Genomic DNA, 18426 nt, shown 5'->3' on the forward strand with positions numbered 1-18426 from the left:
ATCGTGTTACGGTTCGTTGATGCAACAAATTTAACAGCGCCAGTCCGTGTTCGGGGTTAACAAAGGATAATAAATGGCATTAACAAAAGTTATTTTTTTCCTTTGTGGTGGATGCGTTTCCGGATGCGGGAAAGCGATACCGGCGTGATGCCCAGCATGGAGGCGATGTATTTGTCGGGCACCCGGTTAAGGATATCCGCGCGGTGATTGACCAGTTGCAGGTACCTTTCTTCCGGCGAGAGGGTTACAAAGGTTTCCAGCGCCTGCAGGGCTTCTGCCAGCATCTTCATTAAAAAATAATTGCGCAGGGGTTCAAATTCAGGATGCGCTTTGAGCACGGTTTCTAGTTTATCATAGTCTATTTCCAGCAGCGTAACGGGTTCCAGGGCTTTGTAGATGAAGCGGGAAGGTTGTAGCTGGATGATGGTATCATGCGATGCGATGAACTGCCCTTCCCATCGCAGGTACAGGGTGGCGTCGTCGCCGCTGGGTTTGATGGTGTAGGCGCGCATGATGCCGTGCTCTATGAAGGCCAGTTTGCGGGAGGTATCACCCTCACGGATATACGTTGCTCCGGCCTCGAGTTGCAGGGACCGGGTCATAGAGAAGAGGGGCGCGGTATCCGCCGGTAATACGCCACTAAGGCTGCGTAACAGCTCCTGTAAAAAATTGATCGAAACAGACATGAAGGCAAGATGCAAAAAAAATGCATGAAAAAGGCTGCCCGGAGGCAGCCTTTTTGCGATGTGTGAACTGACGCAGTAATAATACTGCCTCGTATCTGGGTTTGCTCATGCTTCACTGTTCTACAAATTTCCATTGTTGTGCCACTGTTCCGTTCGAGGTCCATATCTGGATTTTGTTGCCGTTAGCGGTACCCTGGGCGTTGTCGTCCAGGCTGGAGCCTGGCGCGCAGGCAGGGCTGAGGTTATAGTAACCGCCGCCGAGAGAAGTGATCTTCCATTTTTGCGCGTTGGTGCCGTTATCGGTATAGATCTGCACCTGTGTGCCATCGGCGGTGCCGCTGGCGCTAACGTCCATCATTTTGCCCGGCGCATTAACTGGCTGGAGTTTGTAGTAGCCGCTGCCAACATCTGTTACGATCCATTGCTGGTTAGTGGAAGAAGGGGAGTTGTTGCTCCACAGCTCTACCTTGGTACCATCGGCAGTGCTGCCGCCGCTTACATCGAGTACGCTGGTATTGTTGACCGCGGAAAATATTTTATAGGTATGCCCGGAAGTGATGCCGCTGGAAGTGCCGCCGCTGGCGGGGTTCATGATCTGGATCGCTTTGCGGGTAGCATTGAAAACAGGATTGTGGTTATAGTCGCGGCTCATGCGGTAAGCGCCCACTCCCACGCCGTTATTAGCCACTACCCATTGTGCATAGCTCCACAGCGAGGTGCTGGGCACATCATTGAGATTGCTGCCATCGAAGTTGTCGCCATTCACGAGGTAGATCAGCTTGTCGGAACCATACAGGCTGACGAGCGGCCCGAAATCCGCTGTGCCGCTGCCAGACCAGTAGTGGCTGCCACTGGTATAAGACTGGAACAGCACATAATCGTAATTGCTTTTGTAATTGGTGTAGATAGGACCATCGCCTACGCTGCCATCGGTATCGAAGAAGAACACCGGTTTTTTGCCCATCACGGTGAGGGCGGAGGTGGAATTAGGACCGAAATATTTGGCCACTGATTTCAGCAGGCTGAGGAGGTTGGTGCTGTTGGGTACGTCGCCGCCGAGCGTGCCGCTTTCAATGTCCAGGTCGATACCATCGAGCGAATCGGCCACGATATGCTGCTGGTACATATCGCGGGCCCAATGGTCGTAGGTGCTGCTGGAAGTAGGGCTGCTGCTGCCTGTGCCTGCCGGTGTGGACGGATCTTTTACAGAGCCATCGAAGTAGGCATCAGATACAAAGTGGCATACCACGATGCGGGTGCCTTTGGCCTGTGCTGCACGCCAGTCGCTGCGTTGCGGATCGCGGCCCGCGAAGAACTCGAGGAAGTCCACGCTGTCGGGCGCATTGGCGGGATTATATGCCGGCACGGGATCAGCGCCATCGGCAACGAGATAGCCTACAAACAATTTGTGGGAGCTGTTCTTGTAAGCCACCAGGCTGCTGGCGGAAGTGGCGGCGCCGGCAATGGCCGCAGCTTTGCCTTTGAGGGGTTGTAGCTCTTGTTGGTTACGGGTACAACTAAATAAAAGGGTAATAAGGAACAGGTAACATACTTGTTTCATGAGTGGAATTAATTTAGCAGTTAACATTGATAACGGTAGACCGATACGCACGTAATACACCCCGGCCCCTTGGACCAGCTACTGCGCTCTCGTGATTTTTGGTTGTTCGACTGATACTCCTTCCTGTTAGAGAAGTGGCTCTACCTTAAAGACGGGCGAGCGAAAGAAATGGACACCTTCATCATGAAAATTTTTTTTGAGCGCTTTTTTTTACCTTTAAACAAAGAAAAACTGATGGAAAACAGAGGGTTGCTTTTCATCCCTGATATCAGTGGCTTTACCCGTTTTGTAAATGAGATAGAGATCAGCCATAGCCGTCATATCATCCAGCAATTGCTGGAAGTGCTGATCAACGCCAACGAAACAGGGCTGGAAATATCGGAGATAGAAGGAGATGCCATCCTGTTTTACAAATTCGGCGCGCCGCTGGAACTAGAGGCTTTGTACCGGCAGGTAGAGAAAATGTTCTGCGCATTCCACCGTCATCTTAATGCCTATGACCAGCGCAAGATATGCCAGTGCCATGCCTGCGTATCCGCGGTAGACCTCACTTTGAAGGTGATCACACATTATGGCGAATTTACCACCTACCAGGTGAAGCATTTCAATAAATTGATCGGGAGGGATGTGATCATAGCGCACCAGTTGCTGAAGAATGATATTGCGCAGCATGAATACTGGCTGGTGACCGATCAGTTGTTGTCGGGCCCGCCGCCGGATCTCGCCCGGTGGATGATATGGGACGCCAGCAGTAAAGAAACAGAAACCGGCAGCATCCCTTTTCATTATACCCAGCTAAGCGCATTGAAAAACACCTTGCCCGAAACGCCAGTGGTAGCGGACCTTTCCGGGAAAGTGAAAGTGTTGTCGGTGTCAAGAGAATATGATACAGATATCAAAACGCTCTGCTTCACCGTGATACATTTTGAGTATCGCCACGAATGGCAGGAAGGTTTGGAGGCGGTGGATGAAGTAGAACATTTTCTGCCGGGCGTGGGCAGCCGCCATCGCCATGTGATGAAAGACGGCCGGCGCCTGTTGTTTTACACCAGTAACTTTTCCTACCGTCCTGATGAACAGATCGTATTATGTGAAACAGAAGAGCAGCGTAAGGATACCACTTGCTACATCATGGAGAAAACAGCCAATGGAAAAACCCGGCTCACCGTAGATATCTATCAGCCACGGAACCCGCTGCGGCAGCTGCTTTTCGGCCTCCATGCCAGAAGCGGCAGCAGGGCGGGCTGGCAAAGGTCGCTGGATATGCTGGCGCCTGTTGTGAAAAAAATGGTGCTGCCCGTAGAATTTTGATCTTATCGCCTGAAAAAATAATCACTATGAAGTATTACCCTTTATTCATCCTGCTGCTGCTATCGCAGTATGCCTGTAAGCCGGCCCACAAAAAGATCAATGACCAAGGCGTTGACATCGCGTACAACGACAGCGGGCTGGGAGATACCACCTTACTTTTTGTACACGGCTGGTGTATCAATAAAACTTATTGGGCGCCGCAAACAGATTTTTTCCGGCCGTATTACCGCGTAGTGGCCATAGACCTGCCCGGCTACGGCGAATCCGGCAAGAACCGCAACAGCTGGACGGTAGAAGATTTCGGCCGCGATGTATCTTCCGTTATCCAGCAACTCGATCTGAAAAATGTGATCCTCATCGGGCACTCCATGAGCGGGCAAATCATCGTGGAAGCGGCCAGTCATAACAAGGACCGGGTGATCGGACTGGTAGGTGTAGACAATTTCAAAAATGTGTGGGAGCCTTCTTCCTCCGGGCAGGATACCGCTGCCACGCGTTTTTATCAGGCCATTAAAAACCACTACAAAACAACTGTAGTGCCGCTCCTGGAGAAAGAGCTGTTCCTGCCTGCGACAGATACTGCTATTAAAAAGCGGGTGATCGACGATATCCTGCATGCGGATACAACTATTGCGGTAGCAAGTCTGGAACAAGGAGATCAATATCCCGGTATCAGGCGCCTGGCTGCGCTGAAGCGGAAAATATTCCTCATCAACAGCGATGCGACACCTACGGATACTGCCGGCCTGCGGCAGAAAGGAGTGAACTTTGAAGTGTTGTATGTGCATCAAAGCGGCCACTATCCTATGTTGGAGAAGCCGGTGGAGTTTGACAGTTTATTGAGGAAAGCAATTGGGAAAATATCAAAAGGAGAATAAATGCCGCTGATTTCGGAGACCGTTAACATTGCCGCATCGCCCGCAGAAATATGGCAGGCGATCACAGAACCCGCTACCATGGCCCGTTGGATGGGAGAGCCGGAGATGGATATAAAAGTGCATACCAGCTGGGAGCCTGCCAGCCCCTACGTGGTCACTGGTTTTCATCATGCCCGCTTTGAAAATAAAGGACAGGTGCTGACCTATGACGCGCCACGCCAACTTTCGTATAGCCATTTCAGTTCTATATCCCGTTTGCCGGATGTGGAAGAAAATTATTCCATTATAGCCTTCACGCTCACTCCCGGTGAAGGCTATACGCAGTTGGCGCTCACCATCCGCAATTTCCCTACGGATGTTATTTTCAGGCATCTTCAGTTTTATTGGAGAACCACCATCATCAAGATCAAACAACTGATAGAAGGCGCTTAAACTGATTCCACAGTGATGTTCTTCGCGGCCAGGGCAGCCTTGATCTCCGGAAGATCTTCGGAATAGAAGAGGTTCATATAGCGCAGGTTGGAGAAATGTTTTACATCCTCGAAATTGCGGATGTTGAAGCTATCATCTTCTCCATCCCAGAAGCGGAGCATATGGCCATAGATGTCGTCTCCGCCATCCTGTGTGATATGAGTGATCTTGTCGGCGAACTTTTTATCGATCTCCAATGATTTGAAATAGGCGCTCACCTCTGGTATGAAATCATAGCCTTCTTTCTCTATATCGATTTCGCGTGCCTGGTAGTTATCGACAAAATCGTAGAGGTTGAATTTGGGAGTGATTAGTTCCTGGTTGTACATCAGTTCCTGTATCACGGCGAGTTTGAAGTTAAAATCTGCAAACTCGATCTTCTCTCCGTCGATGGGTTTGTAGTGGTATTTGTCGGAATACACTTTTGCCGGCGGCGCTTCATACTGGCTCAAGCCTATGGAGGTGAGCACATCGTCGTCGATGTTGAACCATACCTGTATGTCGCCTGCGATGAGCGATCGGTCGTCGCTGTGTTTGGAGGCTTTGGGAAGGTCCTGTTTGTGCTGTTGCAGGTATTCCCGGAAGTCGGTGCCATCAATAGTAAACGGCGCAGTGAAGAGCTTTGCGGGCGACAGGTCCATGTCTTCGGGAACGAGGTCCAGGGAAAGGCTTTCTACCTCCTGGCCTTTTTTGGAATAGGCGATGATGCCGTGATCGTCCCAGGTGTACACATGGTTATATTTTTTGGGGAGGTACCGGGCCTGGCCCAGTACGGATTGCAGTTGCTGGATATCAAGCGGGAACTGCATTTCAACGTTGTTGATCGCAAGTTGATGGTGAAGGATGGATAGTTGCATAAACGCTTTATATCTATTCTATTTTAAAAAGTCGCCATCGATGATCAGCAGGGTAGTGCCTTCTGCGGACACCGAGCGGTGCGAGCTGAGGTTATCAGATACAATGTAACTCATTCCTTTGGTGAGCGTAAATTTTTCGCCGTTTTCCAGTTCGCTCACGAAGCTGCCTTCGATGCAGTGTACGATATGGCCTTTCTGGCACCAGTGGTCGGCGAGATAGCCGGCGCTGTACGTAACGATCCTGACACGTAATCCGGGGAACTGTAAAGTTTGCCAACGGGCTTCGCCCGTTTCGCCGGGATGCAGCGTGGCCGCAATGGCCGGCCAGTTAATCGTCTGAAAATTGATGTTGCTTACCTGAGACATAGGACAAACAAATGGTTTCGTAGTGGAAAGTTAAGTGATAATTGTCAGAGTTTGTCCCTGTTCTTTTCTATCGCTCGTCCTATAATAAAAATCATCATGACAAAAAACAAGATCATCGGCGGGGCGCTGCTGCTGGCGCCTGCGCCGGGATGGATGAAGGAGTGGGCGTATGCCGGACTGGCCATCAACATCATCTCTGCTATTATTTCTTTCAGCGCCATTCATGCCGCTGCCGGCAGTTATATATGGCCGGTGGCGGCTTTGCTGCTGCTGGTTGTTTCTTACGTTTATTCAGGCAAGCGTGCGGGCCAGCTGGCCAAGCTGTTTTAATTTCAGCTGCAGCTCATTGTTCCAGGGCAGGCCGATGCAGAGCCGCATACAATTTTGATATTGGTTTTGCAGCGTGAACATCCGGCCGGGCGCGATGCTGATATGTTTTTTCAGCGCGAGGTCGTACAATTCAGTGGTGTCGATCTGCTTGCTGAACTCCACCCAGAGGGCCAGCCCGCCCTGCGGGCGACTTGTTTTGGTGCCTTCCGGAAAATAGCTGGCGATGGCGCGTACATAGTGCTGGTAGTTGTCGTGCAGCGTACGGCGAAGCTGCCGCAAATGATTTTCATAGCGTCCCGTTTTGAGAAAATTACCGACTGCTTCATGGATGATGGGGGCAGAAGAGATGGCATGTACCAGCTTGAGCTTCATGAGCTGCTCCTTGTATTTTCCCGGCGCCACCCAGCCGGTGCGATAGCCAGGGGCCAGTGTTTTGGACACCGAACCGCACCAGAGCACATTGCCTTCCTTATCAAAAGACTTACAACATACCGGGCGTTTGGCGCCGAAGTAAAGATCGCCATAAACATCATCTTCTATCAGGGGGATGTTGTGCTGCGCCATCAGTGCTGTAACGGCGGCTTTGTTTTCATCCGGCATGCAGCTGCCCAGCGGGGTGTTGTAGTTAGGCACTAACAGACAGGCTTTGATCTTGGGCAACATTTTTTTCAGCGCATCGATATCGATGCCGCTGACGGGATGCGTAGCTACTTCCAGTACCTTTAAATGCAGACTGGTAGCCAGTTGCAGGATGCCGGGATAGCAAGGGCTTTCTATAGCGATGGTATCGCCGGGCGTGGTGAGCGCCATCAGGCAATAGGATAAGGCATCCATGCCGCCGCTGGTGGTGATGAGATCATTTTCTTTCAGTTTGCCGCCCCAGCCTGATGAGCGCACTGCTACCATCCGCCGCAGGGTGGCGTTGCCTTGTACGGCGTCATAGGCGGTGCCGCCATCTCTCAGGGTGCGGGTGGCGTGTACGATTTCTTTTTTGAGTTTGGCCAGTGGCAGCAAAGCGCCGGCTGGCGCGCCGATCGATAGCAGGGTGAGATCATCGCGGCCCATGTTCGCAAATACGCTGCTGATGAGTTCATCGGGCTCTTTGCCGCTGGCTACCGGCGAAGGCCGGCTGGTGGCGGGCAGCGGCAGGTGCAGCAACGCTAACTGGTTCACGAAATATCCTGATTGCGGTTTGGAATAGATGAGCGATTGCGCTTCCAGTTCAAGAAACACTCTTTTGGCGGTATTGATGCTCACCTGGTGCTCCTGGCACAAACTCCTGACAGAAGGGAGGCGGTCGCCCGCTTTCAGCACGCCGCTCCTGATCTGCCCGGCGATACTGCTCGTGATGGTATGATACAGAAAATCTTTTCCCATACTGCAAATATAACTGTGTCCATTGAATTTTATGAAACTGGGACTGTGTCTGTTGAGGCCTGTCTGCTAATTTTGCATAAAAAATCAAGCGATGGGTAATCAAGCAGTAATACATCAACCGGCGGGCGGCATCACCAGCGGCTGGATCAATGGTTTCATTGGCGTATTGGTATTCAGTGGTTCCCTGCCTGCCACCAGGCTGGCGGTGATCGGGCTGCCGCCTTTTTTCCTGACGGCTGCGCGGGCTTCTATAGCGGGTTTGCTGGCATTGGGCGCCTTGTTGATATTTAAAGAAAAGCGACCGGCGAGGGAGCAGCTCTTTCCTTTGTTGGTGGTGGCGCTGGGCGTGGTAATAGGTTTTCCTTTGCTAACGGCGCTGGCTTTGCAGTATGTAACCTCGGCGCATTCTATTGTTTTCGTAGGTACTTTACCGTTAGCCACCGCTATATTTGGCGTGTGGCGGGCGGGGGAGCGCCCGCGTGCGGCCTTCTGGATATTTTCTGTGCTGGGAAGTTTGTTGGTGGTGGGCTATGCGCTTGCACAGGGGCTTGCTGCCTCTCCGGCCGGAGATATGCTGATGTTGCTGGCGATCCTTTTATGCGCGTTGGGATATGCAGAAGGGGCGCGCCTTTCCAGGACACTGGGCGGCTGGCAGGTGATTTCCTGGGCGCTGGTGCTGGCCTTGCCGCTGATGCTATTACTGGCGGTGTTATTGCGGCCACCTTCATTCGCCGCGGTAAGTACATCGGCCTGGATGGGATTGGCCTACGTATCTTTCTTCAGTATGTTCATCGGTTTTGTATTCTGGTATCGCGGGCTGGCGCAGGGCGGCATTGCGGCGGTAGGACAGTTGCAATTGCTGCAACCCTTCTTCGGACTGGCGCTGGCGGCCACTTTGCTGCATGAGCAGGTGAGCGTGGGCATGCTGGTAGTCACCATCGGCGTTATCCTTTGTGTAGCGGCTTCAAAGAAATTTGCAAAGTAGGAATGGCAAAATTTATCCGATTGAATTTTAGTATATTGTGTGTAAGCAGAAACAAACGATGAAATAGTTTTTTCCTATTTAAAAATAAGATTAATTGATTTTGCTTATATCCCCAATGCTTTAATTTTACGGATCAAGCATGCATTCATTCCATACTCAAAACTTACACAAATGGAAAAAGAAGTAAACGACATCAGTAAATGCCCGTTTCACAATGGGAGTATGAAGCACAATATTGGAGGCGGCGGTACCCGCAACACCGACTGGTGGCCTAACCAGTTAAAGTTGAGTATCCTGCGGCAGCATTCGTCCTTATCCAACCCGATGGAGGAAAATTTTAATTATGCCGAGGCTTTCAAGAGCCTTGACCTGGAAGCGGTGAAGAAAGATCTGCATGCGCTCATGACCGACTCACAGGATTGGTGGCCGGCGGATTTCGGGCACTATGGTCCTTTGTTCATCCGCATGGCATGGCACAGCGCCGGTACGTACCGCGTGAATGATGGCCGTGGCGGGGCAGGGGCCGGACAGCAACGTTTCGCGCCGCTGAACAGCTGGCCCGATAACGTGAGCCTCGATAAAGCCCGCAGGCTGCTGTGGCCCATCAAACAAAAATATGGACGTAAACTTTCCTGGGCCGATCTGCTGATACTTACTGGCAACATCGCACTGGAATCAATGGGATTTAAAACATTCGGTTTTGCCGGCGGTCGTGAAGATGCATGGGAAGCAGATGAATCTGTGTACTGGGGCTCGGAAACCACCTGGCTGGGCGGCGATATCCGCTATGGTCATGGCGCGCCGGGCGTAAAAGAACATCATGGCGTAGTGGTAACAGATGATGATAGTACGGCAGACGGAAAGCATTCCCGCAACCTGGAAAGGCCGCTCGCAGCGGTACAGATGGGCCTCATCTATGTAAACCCTGAAGGCCCCGATGGCAACCCTGATCCGGTCGCTGCTGCAAAAGATATCCGTGATACATTCGGCCGCATGGCGATGAATGACGAAGAAACTGTAGCGCTGATCGCCGGTGGTCACAGCTTTGGTAAAACACATGGCGCCGCACCTGCTACGCATGTTGGTAAAGAGCCGGAAGCAGCCGGCATCGAAGCGCAGGGCCTAGGCTGGAAAAACAGCTATGGCACTGGCAGCGGCGCTGATACGATCACCAGCGGCCTCGAAGTGATATGGACCAAAACGCCTACCAAGTGGAGCAATAACTTTTTTGAAAACCTGTTCGCCTTCGAATGGGAACTCACCAAAAGCCCTGCTGGCGCGCATCAGTGGGTAGCGAAAAATGCGGATGCTATTATCCCTGATGCATATGATGGCGCGAAGAAGCACCGTCCTACCATGCTCACGACAGACCTCTCTTTAAGATTTGATCCGATATATGAGAAGATATCCAGACGTTTTCTGGAACATCCGGATGAATTTGCAGATGCCTTTGCACGCGCCTGGTTTAAATTAACCCACCGTGATATGGGCCCGCGCGCACGCTATCTCGGCGCGGATGTACCGAAAGAAGAGCTGATCTGGCAGGACCCTATTCCTGCAGTGGATCATCCTCTGATCGATAGCAATGATATCGCTGCGCTGAAAGCAAAAGTGCTGGCATCGGGCCTTAGCGTATCGGAGCTGGTATCCACCGCATGGGCGTCTGCCTCCACTTTCCGCGGTTCAGACAAGCGCGGTGGCGCCAACGGCGCACGTATCCGCCTGGCTCCGCAAAAATACTGGCAGGTGAACAACCCGCCGCAATTGCAGAAAGTATTGGATAAACTGGAAAGCATCCAGCAAGAATTTAATGGCGCACAATCAGGCGGCAAAAAAGTATCGCTGGCTGATCTGATCGTATTGGCCGGTGCCGCCGCTGTAGAGAAAGCGGCGAAAGACGGCGGACACGCCATCACCGTGCCTTTCACGCCTGGCCGCATGGATGCCTCACAGGAACAGACCGATGTGGAATCGGTTGGCTACCTGGAACCGCTGGCCGACGGCATGCGCAACTACCGCAAGTCTAAATTGCCGGTAGCTACAGAAGAACTGCTGATCGATAAAGCACAGCTGCTCACCCTCACCGCGCCTGAATTAACAGTGCTGGTAGGCGGCATGCGCGTACTGGACACTAATTTCGACGGCTCCAAACACGGCGTTTTCACTGCACGACCAGGCTCCCTCACCAATGATTTCTTTGTGAACTTGCTGGATATGCGCACCGCCTGGAAAGCTGCTTCCGAAGACAGAGAACTGTACGAAGGCAGCGACCGCAGCACTGGTAAAGCAAAATGGACCGCTACCCGCGCCGACCTCGTATTTGGCTCCCATGCTGAACTGAGGGCTATTGCAGAGGTTTATGCTGCGGCTGATGGCCAGGAGAAATTCGTGAAAGACTTTGTGGCTGCGTGGAACAAGGTGATGAACCTCGACCGTTTCGATCTCGCTAAATAATCCTCTTCACTAAATGATCATACAAAAAAGCCTCCGCCAGCGGAGGCTTTTTTGCGCCCTGATTTGTGATTGACCGCATATGCTCATATATTTGTCAATTATAACTAATTAGAATATATGCGTTCGAATAGAACAATAATTGTCGTATTGATATCCGTGATCGCTGCGGCGCTTTTTATTCCGTTCCTCGGAAGGGTACATTTATTTGACTGGGATGAGATCAATTTTGCGGAATGTGCAAGAGAGATGATCAAAATGGATGACTATACCCGTGTGTACGTGAACTTCAAACCCTTCTGGGAGAAGCCTCCCATGTTCTTCTGGATGCAGTCTACCGCCATGAAAATATTTGGCGTCAACGAGTTTGCAGCGCGCTTTCCCAATGCCCTGTGCGGCATCGCTACGCTGATCGTAGTATATCTCTGTGGCAGAAGGATCCACGACAGCAAGTTTGGTATCCTCTGGGCGCTGGCCTTTGGCGGTTCTCTCTTCCCGAACATGTATTTTAAATCAGGTATTATCGATCCCTGGTTCAATCTCTTCATCTTCCTCTCCCTGTATTATTTTATCCTGTATACCTGGAAAAGGAATGGCATTGATAAAGATGGGCTGCGCTCCAAGCCGGTCACCTATGCGGTATGGTCGGGCATTTTCATGGGCCTTGCCATTCTAACAAAAGGACAGGTGGCGCTGATGATATTCCTGTTGGTAGTAGGCGTTTATTTTATTTACAACCGCTTCAAATTTTATTTCGGATGGGGCCATGCGCTGTTGTTCCTCGTGGTAGCTACGCTGGTAACGGCCACCTGGTACGGTTATGAGACCGCCAAGAACGGCACCTGGTTCATTACCGAATTCCTGAAATACCAGTATCGCCTCTTCACCACGCACGATGCAGGCCAGGAGGGATTCTGGGGTTATCACTACGTAGTGTTGCTGATCGGTTGTTTCCCCGCATCCATATTTGCCATCCCTTCTTTCTTCCGTGCGCATTATAACAGTCGCCACGATAAAGATTTCAAAATGTGGATGCTGATCCTCTTCTGGGTGGTAACGATCCTGTTCACCATCGTGCAATCACGCATCATACACTATTCTTCCATGGCCTGGTTTCCGGTTACTTACCTGGCCGCCTATACGTTTTACAAGTGGGACCGCAAGGAGCTTAACTATAAAAAATATGCGGGCGTGCTGGTAACCATCCTGGGTGCGCTGATCGCCTTGCTGCTGCTGGCTGTGCCCATCATCGGCATGAATGTGAAGCGCCTGATACCTTATGTAAAAGATCAGTTTGCGCAAGGTAACCTGGCCGCAAATGTAGTGTGGACGGGCTGGGAAGGCGCCGTAGGCATCATCATGGTGATCACGCTGATCGCCGGCCTGATCCTGTTGCGCAAAAGGAATTACTGGAATGCAGCCTGGACCTACTTCGGCGGAACCGCCATCGTGATCTTCCTGGCCGCCGCCGTGATCGTGCCTAAAGTAGAACGCTACTCACAGGGCGCCGCGATCGATTTCTTTGAAGAAAGACAGGGAGAGAATTGTTATGTAACCGTATTGGGCTACTGGAGCTATGCGCCTTTCTTCTACACAATGAAAGAAAAGCCTACGAATCCCAACTCATACGACGAAAAGTGGCTCCTGGCAGGCGATATAGACAAACCCGTATATTTTGTAACAAAGGTAGACCGGGTGAATGATTATGCGCAATACAAAGACATCAAAGAATTATACAGAAAGAACGGTTTCGTATTTTTAAAACGAGACATCCCGAAGAAATAATTGGGGGATTTTGGGATTTACGAATTTACGGATTTACGAATTTACGGATTTGAGAATTTACTGATTTGAGAATTTACTGATTTGTCTAAATCCGTAAATTCTCAAATCCGTAAATTCGTAAATCCCTAAATTATTTCTTGCGGGAAAGGAAACGCAGGAATTTACTAACGTATTTATCGTTGGAGCCGAGCATTCCTTTGATCTTGGTGTAAGTGGCCACCATCAGGTTGTCCAGCTTCACCATGAATTTTTTATCTTCTTCACCGGGCCTTGCCTGGTAGTAGGTAGCCCTGCGGAACGGATTGGCTTCTTCTGTATAATAGTAGAGAGCGATGGATCTTCTGTTCTCATTCTCAGGACAGGTAGTAGGCACGGGGTGGCCATGGTAGGAGTCCGCATCTGTGTTGAAAATTACGCAGCGGTTGAATACCGGTAATACTTTTCTTTCACAGTTTTTCATTTCTCTGTCCCACAGTTCGAGTTTACCGCCCCATTCTTCCTGCCAGTCTTTATTGAGGTATACGAGCACGTTCACGCGGCGTTGCCAGTTGCGGTGATGCGGGTGCACGGTGAAATCGGCGTGTACGTTGAGGTAGCCGCCACGTTTAGACTGATGGATACCGCCGCCTTCCAGCATATCGTCTTTCATCAGGTTTTTGATGCCGGTGAGCTTGCTCAGGAATTCCAGAAATTCAGGAGAGTTGAGTTCGTTGATGGTGCTTTTGATGGTAGCAGGCAGCAGGTCCAGTTTGTTGAGGCCCGCTTTTCTTTCGTTATAGTGAACGTAGTTGATCCAACCATCCTCTGCATTCAGTTTATCAAATTCGCGCACGCATTCATTCAGGATCGCAGGATTCACAAAATCCTCCAGCACGATATGAGGGTAAGGACTGGCTTGCTGGTACTCACTGCTGATGACAGGCAGCTGTGCATTCCAGTATTCATAGTTAAATAGCTGTTTTGTTTGCTGAGAAGTTTCCACTTTGAGTGTTTTAACATGACCTAAAAGATTCATGAAGATAAATCAAGATTCAATATTATACCAAATAATATTTAAAATTAATATATATCGCTTCTTCGATTAAAAATCACGATCCCCCGCCACTGTACTAGGGGGGCGGTTTGAATTCTACGTTGTAACAGGAAGAGATATGTCAGCAAAGAGAATAAATAATCTGCCCATGCTGTTGGGCAAGTGGACTGTCAAAGGCTGGTTCCGCACTGCTCCTGACAGGTTTGTTTCCGGGTGGGAATCTTACAGATGGCTGAGGGGAAAACACTTCCTCGAAGGCCGCTGGCGGCTGGTGACCACAGATATTGGCCTCAGTGAAGTAAGTGAAGGTATCATTCTCATCGGCCCCAATAAACAGCAGGAAGGCTATATCGGCCGTAATTTCGACAGTAATGGCAATAGCAGCGAGTTCAGGTTCACGATAGATGAGCAGCATTTCAATATCGAAAATGAATACATGCGCTATCTCGGCACTTTCAACAAAAGAGCAGATGTGATCACCGGCGCCTGGCAGATATTGGACAGCGCAGGAACAGGTACCTATTGGTACGACAAGCAAATGATAAAAGTTAAATAACTGGTTGATTCGCTCTTGCTTCCTTCTGAAATATTTTCGGCGGTTTGCCGATCGTCCGTTTAAAGGCAGCGCTGAAGGAGCTTTCAGCATCATATCCGGCGGCAGTTGCAATATCGTACATGCTGTGATCGCCTGTTTTCAACATTTCACAGGCAATCACCATTCTCCAATGTGTCAGGTAATCCAGCGGCGAATAACCGGTCAGTTGTTTGAATTTTAAAGCAAACCCCGAACGCGACATGCCCGCGATCTTCCCTAGTTTCTCCACCGTCCATTTCTTTTCCGGGTGAGCGTGCAGCGCCTGTACGGCTTTGGCAAGCTGCGGGTTTGAAAGCGCAAACAGCCAGCCGGCGGGCCTGGCATCAGGCGAGGATAAATAGATCCTGAGTGTTTGTACCAGCATAATGGGCGCCAGGTGCTCGAGGATGGTTGTTCTCCCTAACTGATCTGCCCGAAACTCAGTGGTAAACCGGTCGAGCCCCCATCTGAGCACAGCGGCATGATCGAGCTTTTCGGGTACATACACAACAGGTGGCAAACTGCCGAATAAAAATTTTGTCTGATCTTCTTCAAAATGAAAACGGGCGCCGATCAGGAAGAACTCTCCTCCACCATTACAAGTGGCTATGCCATCTTTCACCTTATCGTAGATAGTATTTGATTTGATCTTTTTTATTGAGAGGTCGTTCCCTAATACAAATGGACGGCCACTGGTAAGCAGGAAGCAGTCGCCCGGATGAAGGCGGTATTGTTTGCGTTCGCCTTCTACCTGCAAAATGCAGGTTCCTTTCAGCACTGCATTGAACTTAATGCCTTCGTGGCGGGGAAATTGAATCGCCCACTTTCCTCCGGCATTGAGTCCGGCCGAAACAAATGTGGAGGGCTTCAATAATGAAAGAACATTGGAAAGTGGATCCATGCGTATGTTGATATTGGACGATTGAATAAGAAATTTGGACAATCCATTATAGATCATCCAGGTATGTGTGCGTAACTTGGACGCGTAATAAAAGTAAGAAAAATGCATCAACAAGCACCCATACACTCGCCATTCAATGAGCGCAGTACGGCCAGTGAAGTTTTAAAGGGCCTCGATCTACGCGGCAAATTGGCCGTGATCACCGGCGGTCATTCAGGTCTGGGACTGGAGAGCAGCCGTGCGTTGATGGCCGCCGGCGCCCATGTGATCGTTGGGGCCAGAAACGCCGCTCAGGCAAGCAGCGTGCTGCCAGATGTGGAGGTGGCAGAACTGGACCTGGCCGATATGCATAGCGTTCGCCGCTTTGCCGCTGGTATCGTGGCATCCGGCCGGCATGTGGATTTCCTGATCAATAATGCGGGTATCATGGCTTGCCCGGAGCAGCAAATAGGTACGGGAAAATGGGAATCTCATTTTGCCGTCAACCATCTGGGGCATTTCCTGCTTGTGCAAGCACTGTGGCCGGCATTGCAGGGCGGGTCGCGGGTGATTTCCGTTTCTTCCGCAGGTCATCATTTATCGGATATCCGTTGGCGTGATATACATTTTAACACCGGCTATGATAAATGGATGGCCTATGCACAGTCAAAAACGGCCAATGCACTCTTCGCTGTTCACCTGGATACTATCGGGCAGGCCGATGGCATCCGTTCATTTGCCACACATCCCGGGAAGATCTTTACGCCCTTGCAACGTTTTCTGACAAGAGAAGAGATGATAGCGCAGGGCTGGCTCGATACAAACGGAAACCCTGCGGACCGCAGTTTTAAAACAACGCCACAAGGCGCCGCCACACAAGTGTGGGCCGCCACCTCGCCACTCTTGAATAACAAGGGAGGCGTGTATTGTGAGGACTGTAACATCGCTCCGCTTAGCGCGCATGATGAAGTTACTTTTGCCGGAGTGAAGGCATATGCTATAGATCCGGTGCAGGCGCAGCGGCTATGGGAAATTTCTGTTGAGATGATAAGCGAGGCTTCTTAGTGATTAACTTTATCCGGAATCTACACAAAAAATAAAATGACCCATTGGCATTCGGCAGTTTGCGAATCAAACAACATCCACATTCATTATACCAGAACAGGTGGCGACAAGCCGCCTCTGATTTTGCTGCATGGGCTCATGACGAATGGCCTGTGCTGGACGGACCTGGCGCGCAGCCTGGAACAGGCCTATGATGTGATCATGCCGGATGCCAGAGGGCATGGCTGTTCCAGTGCGCCTGATTCAGGATATCGATATGAAGATCATGCGGATGATGTGATTGGCTTGATAGCGACGCTGACGCTTCGTAAACCCGTGCTGATCGGGCATTCCATGGGAGGGATGACAGCCGCGGTGGTGGCCGGCCGCCGGCCCGACCTGCTCCGTGGCCTGGTACTGGCTGATCCAACATTTCTGCATCCCGAAATGCAACGCGAAGTATTTGATAGTGACGTGGCAGAGCAGCATCGTAAAGCGTTGGATATGCCCTTGGAAGCATTGGTGGCAGCAGCGCGCACCAGGCATCCGCAGCGATCGCAGGAAAATCTTACCCTGTTTGCCCGCGCCCGGCTTCAAACCAGCATGGCAGCTTTTGAGGTACTGAGGCCGCCCAATCCCGACTACGAGGAGCTGGTGCGCAAGATCAACATTCCAAGCCTGCTTATATCGGGCGACAAAGGTGTGGTATCTGCTGATGTGGCCGCGGCGCTGCAAAATCTTAATGCCAGCTTGCAGGTGGAGCTAATACCCGAAGCAGGGCATAGCTTGCACGTGGACCAGCCGCAACGCTTCGCAGCTATCATCAAAACATTCCTCGCTTCATTGATGGCATGATCCCAATGCCACCTGGTTCCATTTCTTTCCTAAAAGTAAGTATCACACAAAAACGTATAAAAGACCAGGTGCAGCCAATAGCCTCCAAATTTGCGTGAAATAATTTTTAGCAATGGAGCAATTAAATTTTCCCGCATTCAGGCAAGCACTGGAACAGTTCACGGCAAAAGACGCCGCAACAAAAGACCCGGTTATCCAGGTGGTGACGGATGAAAGCATCAATGAGGAACTACGGATACGCATATACCGGAATCGACCTGTTGAAACGAAATTGCCGGTGTTTATATTCTTACATGGCGGTGGCTGGGTCAGGGGCAGCCTCAGCACACATGATTACGTGTGCCGGCGCCTGGCCGCTGATGGCGCATTTGCGGTCATCGCTGTTGATTACCGGCTGGCGCCGGAACATCCTTTCCCTGCGCCATTGGAAGACGCCTTCCAGGCGCTGCGCTGGGTGATGGAACATGCGGCCGATATCAACATAGACACGAATCGTATAGCCGTTGGCGGTGACAGCGCCGGCGGAAACCTGGCGCTGGCCCTGGCACTGAAAGCCAAAGCGCATGCTATACCGCTGAAAGCATTGGTGGTGGCTTATCCTCCGGTAAACTACGATTTCTCTACACCGTCTTATCAGAAGTTTGCAACAGGCTATGCATTAACCACCAGCCTGATGAAAACATTTTGGGATGCCTATGTACCCGACGATAAGCGCCGCCTGGATCCCTTGGCGTCTGTCATCAAAAATGATTTCACCGCATTGCCGCCTGTCCTGATCATCGGCTCTGATACAGACCCGCTGCATGATGACGGAAAACTGTTGCTGGAAAGATTAATGGCGCATGGCGTGCGGGCACGTTATTCTTTTTATCCCGGCGCCGGTCATGCCTTCCTGTTGATGATGGCCACGGAAGGCCCTGCCGTACTGGCGAAAGAAGAGATCGTTGCGTTTTTAAAAGCGCAGTTATAGCAAAAAAAAAGA

At 50.9% G+C, this 18426-nt stretch carries 18 protein-coding genes; 11 read left to right on the forward strand and 7 right to left on the reverse strand.

Annotated features, from left to right (window positions below):
* Positions 1–89 precede the first annotated feature (89 nt).
* Complete coding sequence (locus FPG75_RS05040) at positions 90–686, reverse strand: Crp/Fnr family transcriptional regulator (RefSeq protein WP_143305536.1); 597 nt, start codon at positions 684–686, stop codon at positions 90–92.
* 112 nt (positions 687–798) lie between these two features.
* Entirely contained in the window at positions 799–2247 is a 1449-nt protein-coding gene (locus FPG75_RS05045) for an RICIN domain-containing protein (RefSeq protein ID WP_161596672.1), read from the reverse strand.
* A gap of 234 nt (positions 2248–2481) precedes the next feature.
* On the opposite strand from FPG75_RS05045, the gene FPG75_RS05050 reads away from it, so the two are divergent.
* The 3 genes from FPG75_RS05050 to FPG75_RS05060 are packed head-to-tail and all read left to right on the forward strand — an operon-like array spanning position 2482 to position 4868.
* Positions 2482–3558 carry a DUF2652 domain-containing protein gene (locus FPG75_RS05050; protein WP_143305540.1) on the forward strand — a complete coding sequence of 359 codons (1077 nt, stop codon included), beginning with the start codon at positions 2482–2484 and terminating at the stop codon, positions 3556–3558.
* Positions 3559–3584: 26 nt separating this feature from the next.
* Positions 3585–4436 (forward strand): alpha/beta fold hydrolase, encoded by an 852-nt coding sequence (locus FPG75_RS05055; RefSeq protein WP_143305542.1) that lies wholly within the window; start codon positions 3585–3587, stop codon positions 4434–4436.
* Positions 4437–4868, forward strand: a complete 432-nt coding sequence (locus tag FPG75_RS05060; protein WP_143305544.1) for an SRPBCC family protein — start codon at positions 4437–4439, stop codon at positions 4866–4868.
* On the opposite strand, the gene FPG75_RS05065 is transcribed toward FPG75_RS05060, so the two are convergent.
* Positions 4865–5764, reverse strand: coding sequence for a DUF6892 domain-containing protein (locus FPG75_RS05065; RefSeq protein WP_143305546.1), 900 nt, complete (start codon positions 5762–5764; stop codon positions 4865–4867). The genes FPG75_RS05060 and FPG75_RS05065 overlap by 4 nt on opposite strands.
* 18 nt (positions 5765–5782) lie before the next feature.
* The gene (locus FPG75_RS05070) at positions 5783–6130 is read right to left on the reverse strand and encodes a DHCW motif cupin fold protein (RefSeq protein ID WP_143305548.1); all 348 of its coding nucleotides are present in this window, start codon (positions 6128–6130) and stop codon (positions 5783–5785) included.
* A gap of 96 nt (positions 6131–6226) precedes the next feature.
* Between FPG75_RS05070 and FPG75_RS05075 the strand changes: the two genes are divergently transcribed.
* Entirely contained in the window at positions 6227–6460 is a 234-nt protein-coding gene (locus tag FPG75_RS05075; protein ID WP_143305550.1) for a hypothetical protein, read from the forward strand.
* Here FPG75_RS05075 and FPG75_RS05080 read toward each other — a convergent pair.
* Positions 6422–7837, reverse strand: coding sequence for an aminotransferase-like domain-containing protein (locus FPG75_RS05080; protein WP_143305552.1), 1416 nt, complete (start codon positions 7835–7837; stop codon positions 6422–6424). The genes FPG75_RS05075 and FPG75_RS05080 overlap by 39 nt on opposite strands.
* A 91-nt stretch (positions 7838–7928) precedes the next feature.
* On the opposite strand from FPG75_RS05080, the gene FPG75_RS05085 reads away from it, so the two are divergent.
* From FPG75_RS05085 to FPG75_RS05095, 3 genes are all read left to right on the forward strand, one after another.
* Positions 7929–8822, forward strand: a complete 894-nt coding sequence (locus tag FPG75_RS05085) for a DMT family transporter (RefSeq protein WP_143305554.1) — start codon at positions 7929–7931, stop codon at positions 8820–8822.
* 171 nt (positions 8823–8993) lie between these two features.
* Positions 8994–11276, forward strand: coding sequence for a catalase/peroxidase HPI (katG, locus tag FPG75_RS05090; protein WP_143305556.1), 2283 nt, complete (start codon positions 8994–8996; stop codon positions 11274–11276).
* A gap of 117 nt (positions 11277–11393) precedes the next feature.
* Positions 11394–13058: an ArnT family glycosyltransferase gene (locus tag FPG75_RS05095; protein WP_143305558.1), complete on the forward strand. Its 1665-nt coding sequence runs from the start codon at positions 11394–11396 to the stop codon at positions 13056–13058.
* A 130-nt stretch (positions 13059–13188) separates the two neighbouring features.
* Here the strand turns inward: FPG75_RS05095 and FPG75_RS05100 are convergent, their stop codons facing one another.
* Complete coding sequence (locus FPG75_RS05100) at positions 13189–14040, reverse strand: 2OG-Fe(II) oxygenase (RefSeq protein ID WP_236652726.1); 852 nt, start codon at positions 14038–14040, stop codon at positions 13189–13191.
* Between the two features lie 169 nt (positions 14041–14209).
* Here FPG75_RS05100 and FPG75_RS25955 point away from each other — a divergent pair, with 169 nt between their 5' ends.
* Positions 14210–14647, forward strand: coding sequence for a hypothetical protein (locus FPG75_RS25955; protein WP_161596673.1), 438 nt, complete (start codon positions 14210–14212; stop codon positions 14645–14647).
* On the opposite strand, the gene FPG75_RS05110 is transcribed toward FPG75_RS25955, so the two are convergent.
* On the reverse strand, positions 14640–15566 hold the full coding sequence (locus FPG75_RS05110; RefSeq protein ID WP_143305564.1) for an AraC family transcriptional regulator: 927 nt from the start codon (positions 15564–15566) through the stop codon (positions 14640–14642). The two genes, FPG75_RS25955 and FPG75_RS05110, sit on opposite strands and share 8 nt — an antisense overlap.
* 102 nt (positions 15567–15668) lie before the next feature.
* On the opposite strand from FPG75_RS05110, the gene FPG75_RS05115 reads away from it, so the two are divergent.
* From FPG75_RS05115 to FPG75_RS05125, 3 genes are all read left to right on the forward strand, one after another.
* Entirely contained in the window at positions 15669–16610 is a 942-nt protein-coding gene (locus tag FPG75_RS05115; RefSeq protein ID WP_143305566.1) for an oxidoreductase, read from the forward strand.
* 36 nt (positions 16611–16646) lie between these two features.
* Positions 16647–17444: an alpha/beta fold hydrolase gene (locus FPG75_RS05120; protein WP_143305568.1), complete on the forward strand. Its 798-nt coding sequence runs from the start codon at positions 16647–16649 to the stop codon at positions 17442–17444.
* A gap of 112 nt (positions 17445–17556) precedes the next feature.
* Positions 17557–18414 carry an alpha/beta hydrolase gene (locus FPG75_RS05125; RefSeq protein ID WP_143305569.1) on the forward strand — a complete coding sequence of 286 codons (858 nt, stop codon included), beginning with the start codon at positions 17557–17559 and terminating at the stop codon, positions 18412–18414.
* Positions 18415–18426: the final 12 nt, after the last annotated feature.

The organism is Chitinophaga vietnamensis (assembly GCF_902167635.1).
Taxonomy (GTDB): Bacteria; Bacteroidota; Bacteroidia; order Chitinophagales; family Chitinophagaceae; genus Chitinophaga; species Chitinophaga vietnamensis.

Bases quoted from the DNA above. Each gene is read 5' to 3' on its own strand.
- FPG75_RS05040 (WP_143305536.1), bottom strand. From the start codon at position 686: ATGTCTGTTTCGATCAATTTTTTACAGGAGCTGTTACGCAGCCTTAGT.
- FPG75_RS05045 (WP_161596672.1), bottom strand. From the start codon at position 2,247: ATGAAACAAGTATGTTACCTGTTCCTTATTACCCTTTTATTTAGTTGT.
- FPG75_RS05050 (WP_143305540.1), top strand. From the start codon at position 2,482: ATGGAAAACAGAGGGTTGCTTTTCATCCCTGATATCAGTGGCTTTACC.
- FPG75_RS05055 (WP_143305542.1), top strand. From the start codon at position 3,585: ATGAAGTATTACCCTTTATTCATCCTGCTGCTGCTATCGCAGTATGCC.
- FPG75_RS05060 (WP_143305544.1), top strand. From the start codon at position 4,437: ATGCCGCTGATTTCGGAGACCGTTAACATTGCCGCATCGCCCGCAGAA.
- FPG75_RS05065 (WP_143305546.1), bottom strand. From the start codon at position 5,764: ATGCAACTATCCATCCTTCACCATCAACTTGCGATCAACAACGTTGAA.
- FPG75_RS05070 (WP_143305548.1), bottom strand. From the start codon at position 6,130: ATGTCTCAGGTAAGCAACATCAATTTTCAGACGATTAACTGGCCGGCC.
- FPG75_RS05075 (WP_143305550.1), top strand. From the start codon at position 6,227: ATGACAAAAAACAAGATCATCGGCGGGGCGCTGCTGCTGGCGCCTGCG.
- FPG75_RS05080 (WP_143305552.1), bottom strand. From the start codon at position 7,837: ATGGGAAAAGATTTTCTGTATCATACCATCACGAGCAGTATCGCCGGG.
- FPG75_RS05085 (WP_143305554.1), top strand. From the start codon at position 7,929: ATGGGTAATCAAGCAGTAATACATCAACCGGCGGGCGGCATCACCAGC.
- katG (WP_143305556.1), top strand. From the start codon at position 8,994: ATGGAAAAAGAAGTAAACGACATCAGTAAATGCCCGTTTCACAATGGG.
- FPG75_RS05095 (WP_143305558.1), top strand. From the start codon at position 11,394: ATGCGTTCGAATAGAACAATAATTGTCGTATTGATATCCGTGATCGCT.
- FPG75_RS25955 (WP_161596673.1), top strand. From the start codon at position 14,210: ATGTCAGCAAAGAGAATAAATAATCTGCCCATGCTGTTGGGCAAGTGG.
- FPG75_RS05110 (WP_143305564.1), bottom strand. From the start codon at position 15,566: ATGGATCCACTTTCCAATGTTCTTTCATTATTGAAGCCCTCCACATTT.
- FPG75_RS05115 (WP_143305566.1), top strand. From the start codon at position 15,669: ATGCATCAACAAGCACCCATACACTCGCCATTCAATGAGCGCAGTACG.
- FPG75_RS05120 (WP_143305568.1), top strand. From the start codon at position 16,647: ATGACCCATTGGCATTCGGCAGTTTGCGAATCAAACAACATCCACATT.
- FPG75_RS05125 (WP_143305569.1), top strand. From the start codon at position 17,557: ATGGAGCAATTAAATTTTCCCGCATTCAGGCAAGCACTGGAACAGTTC.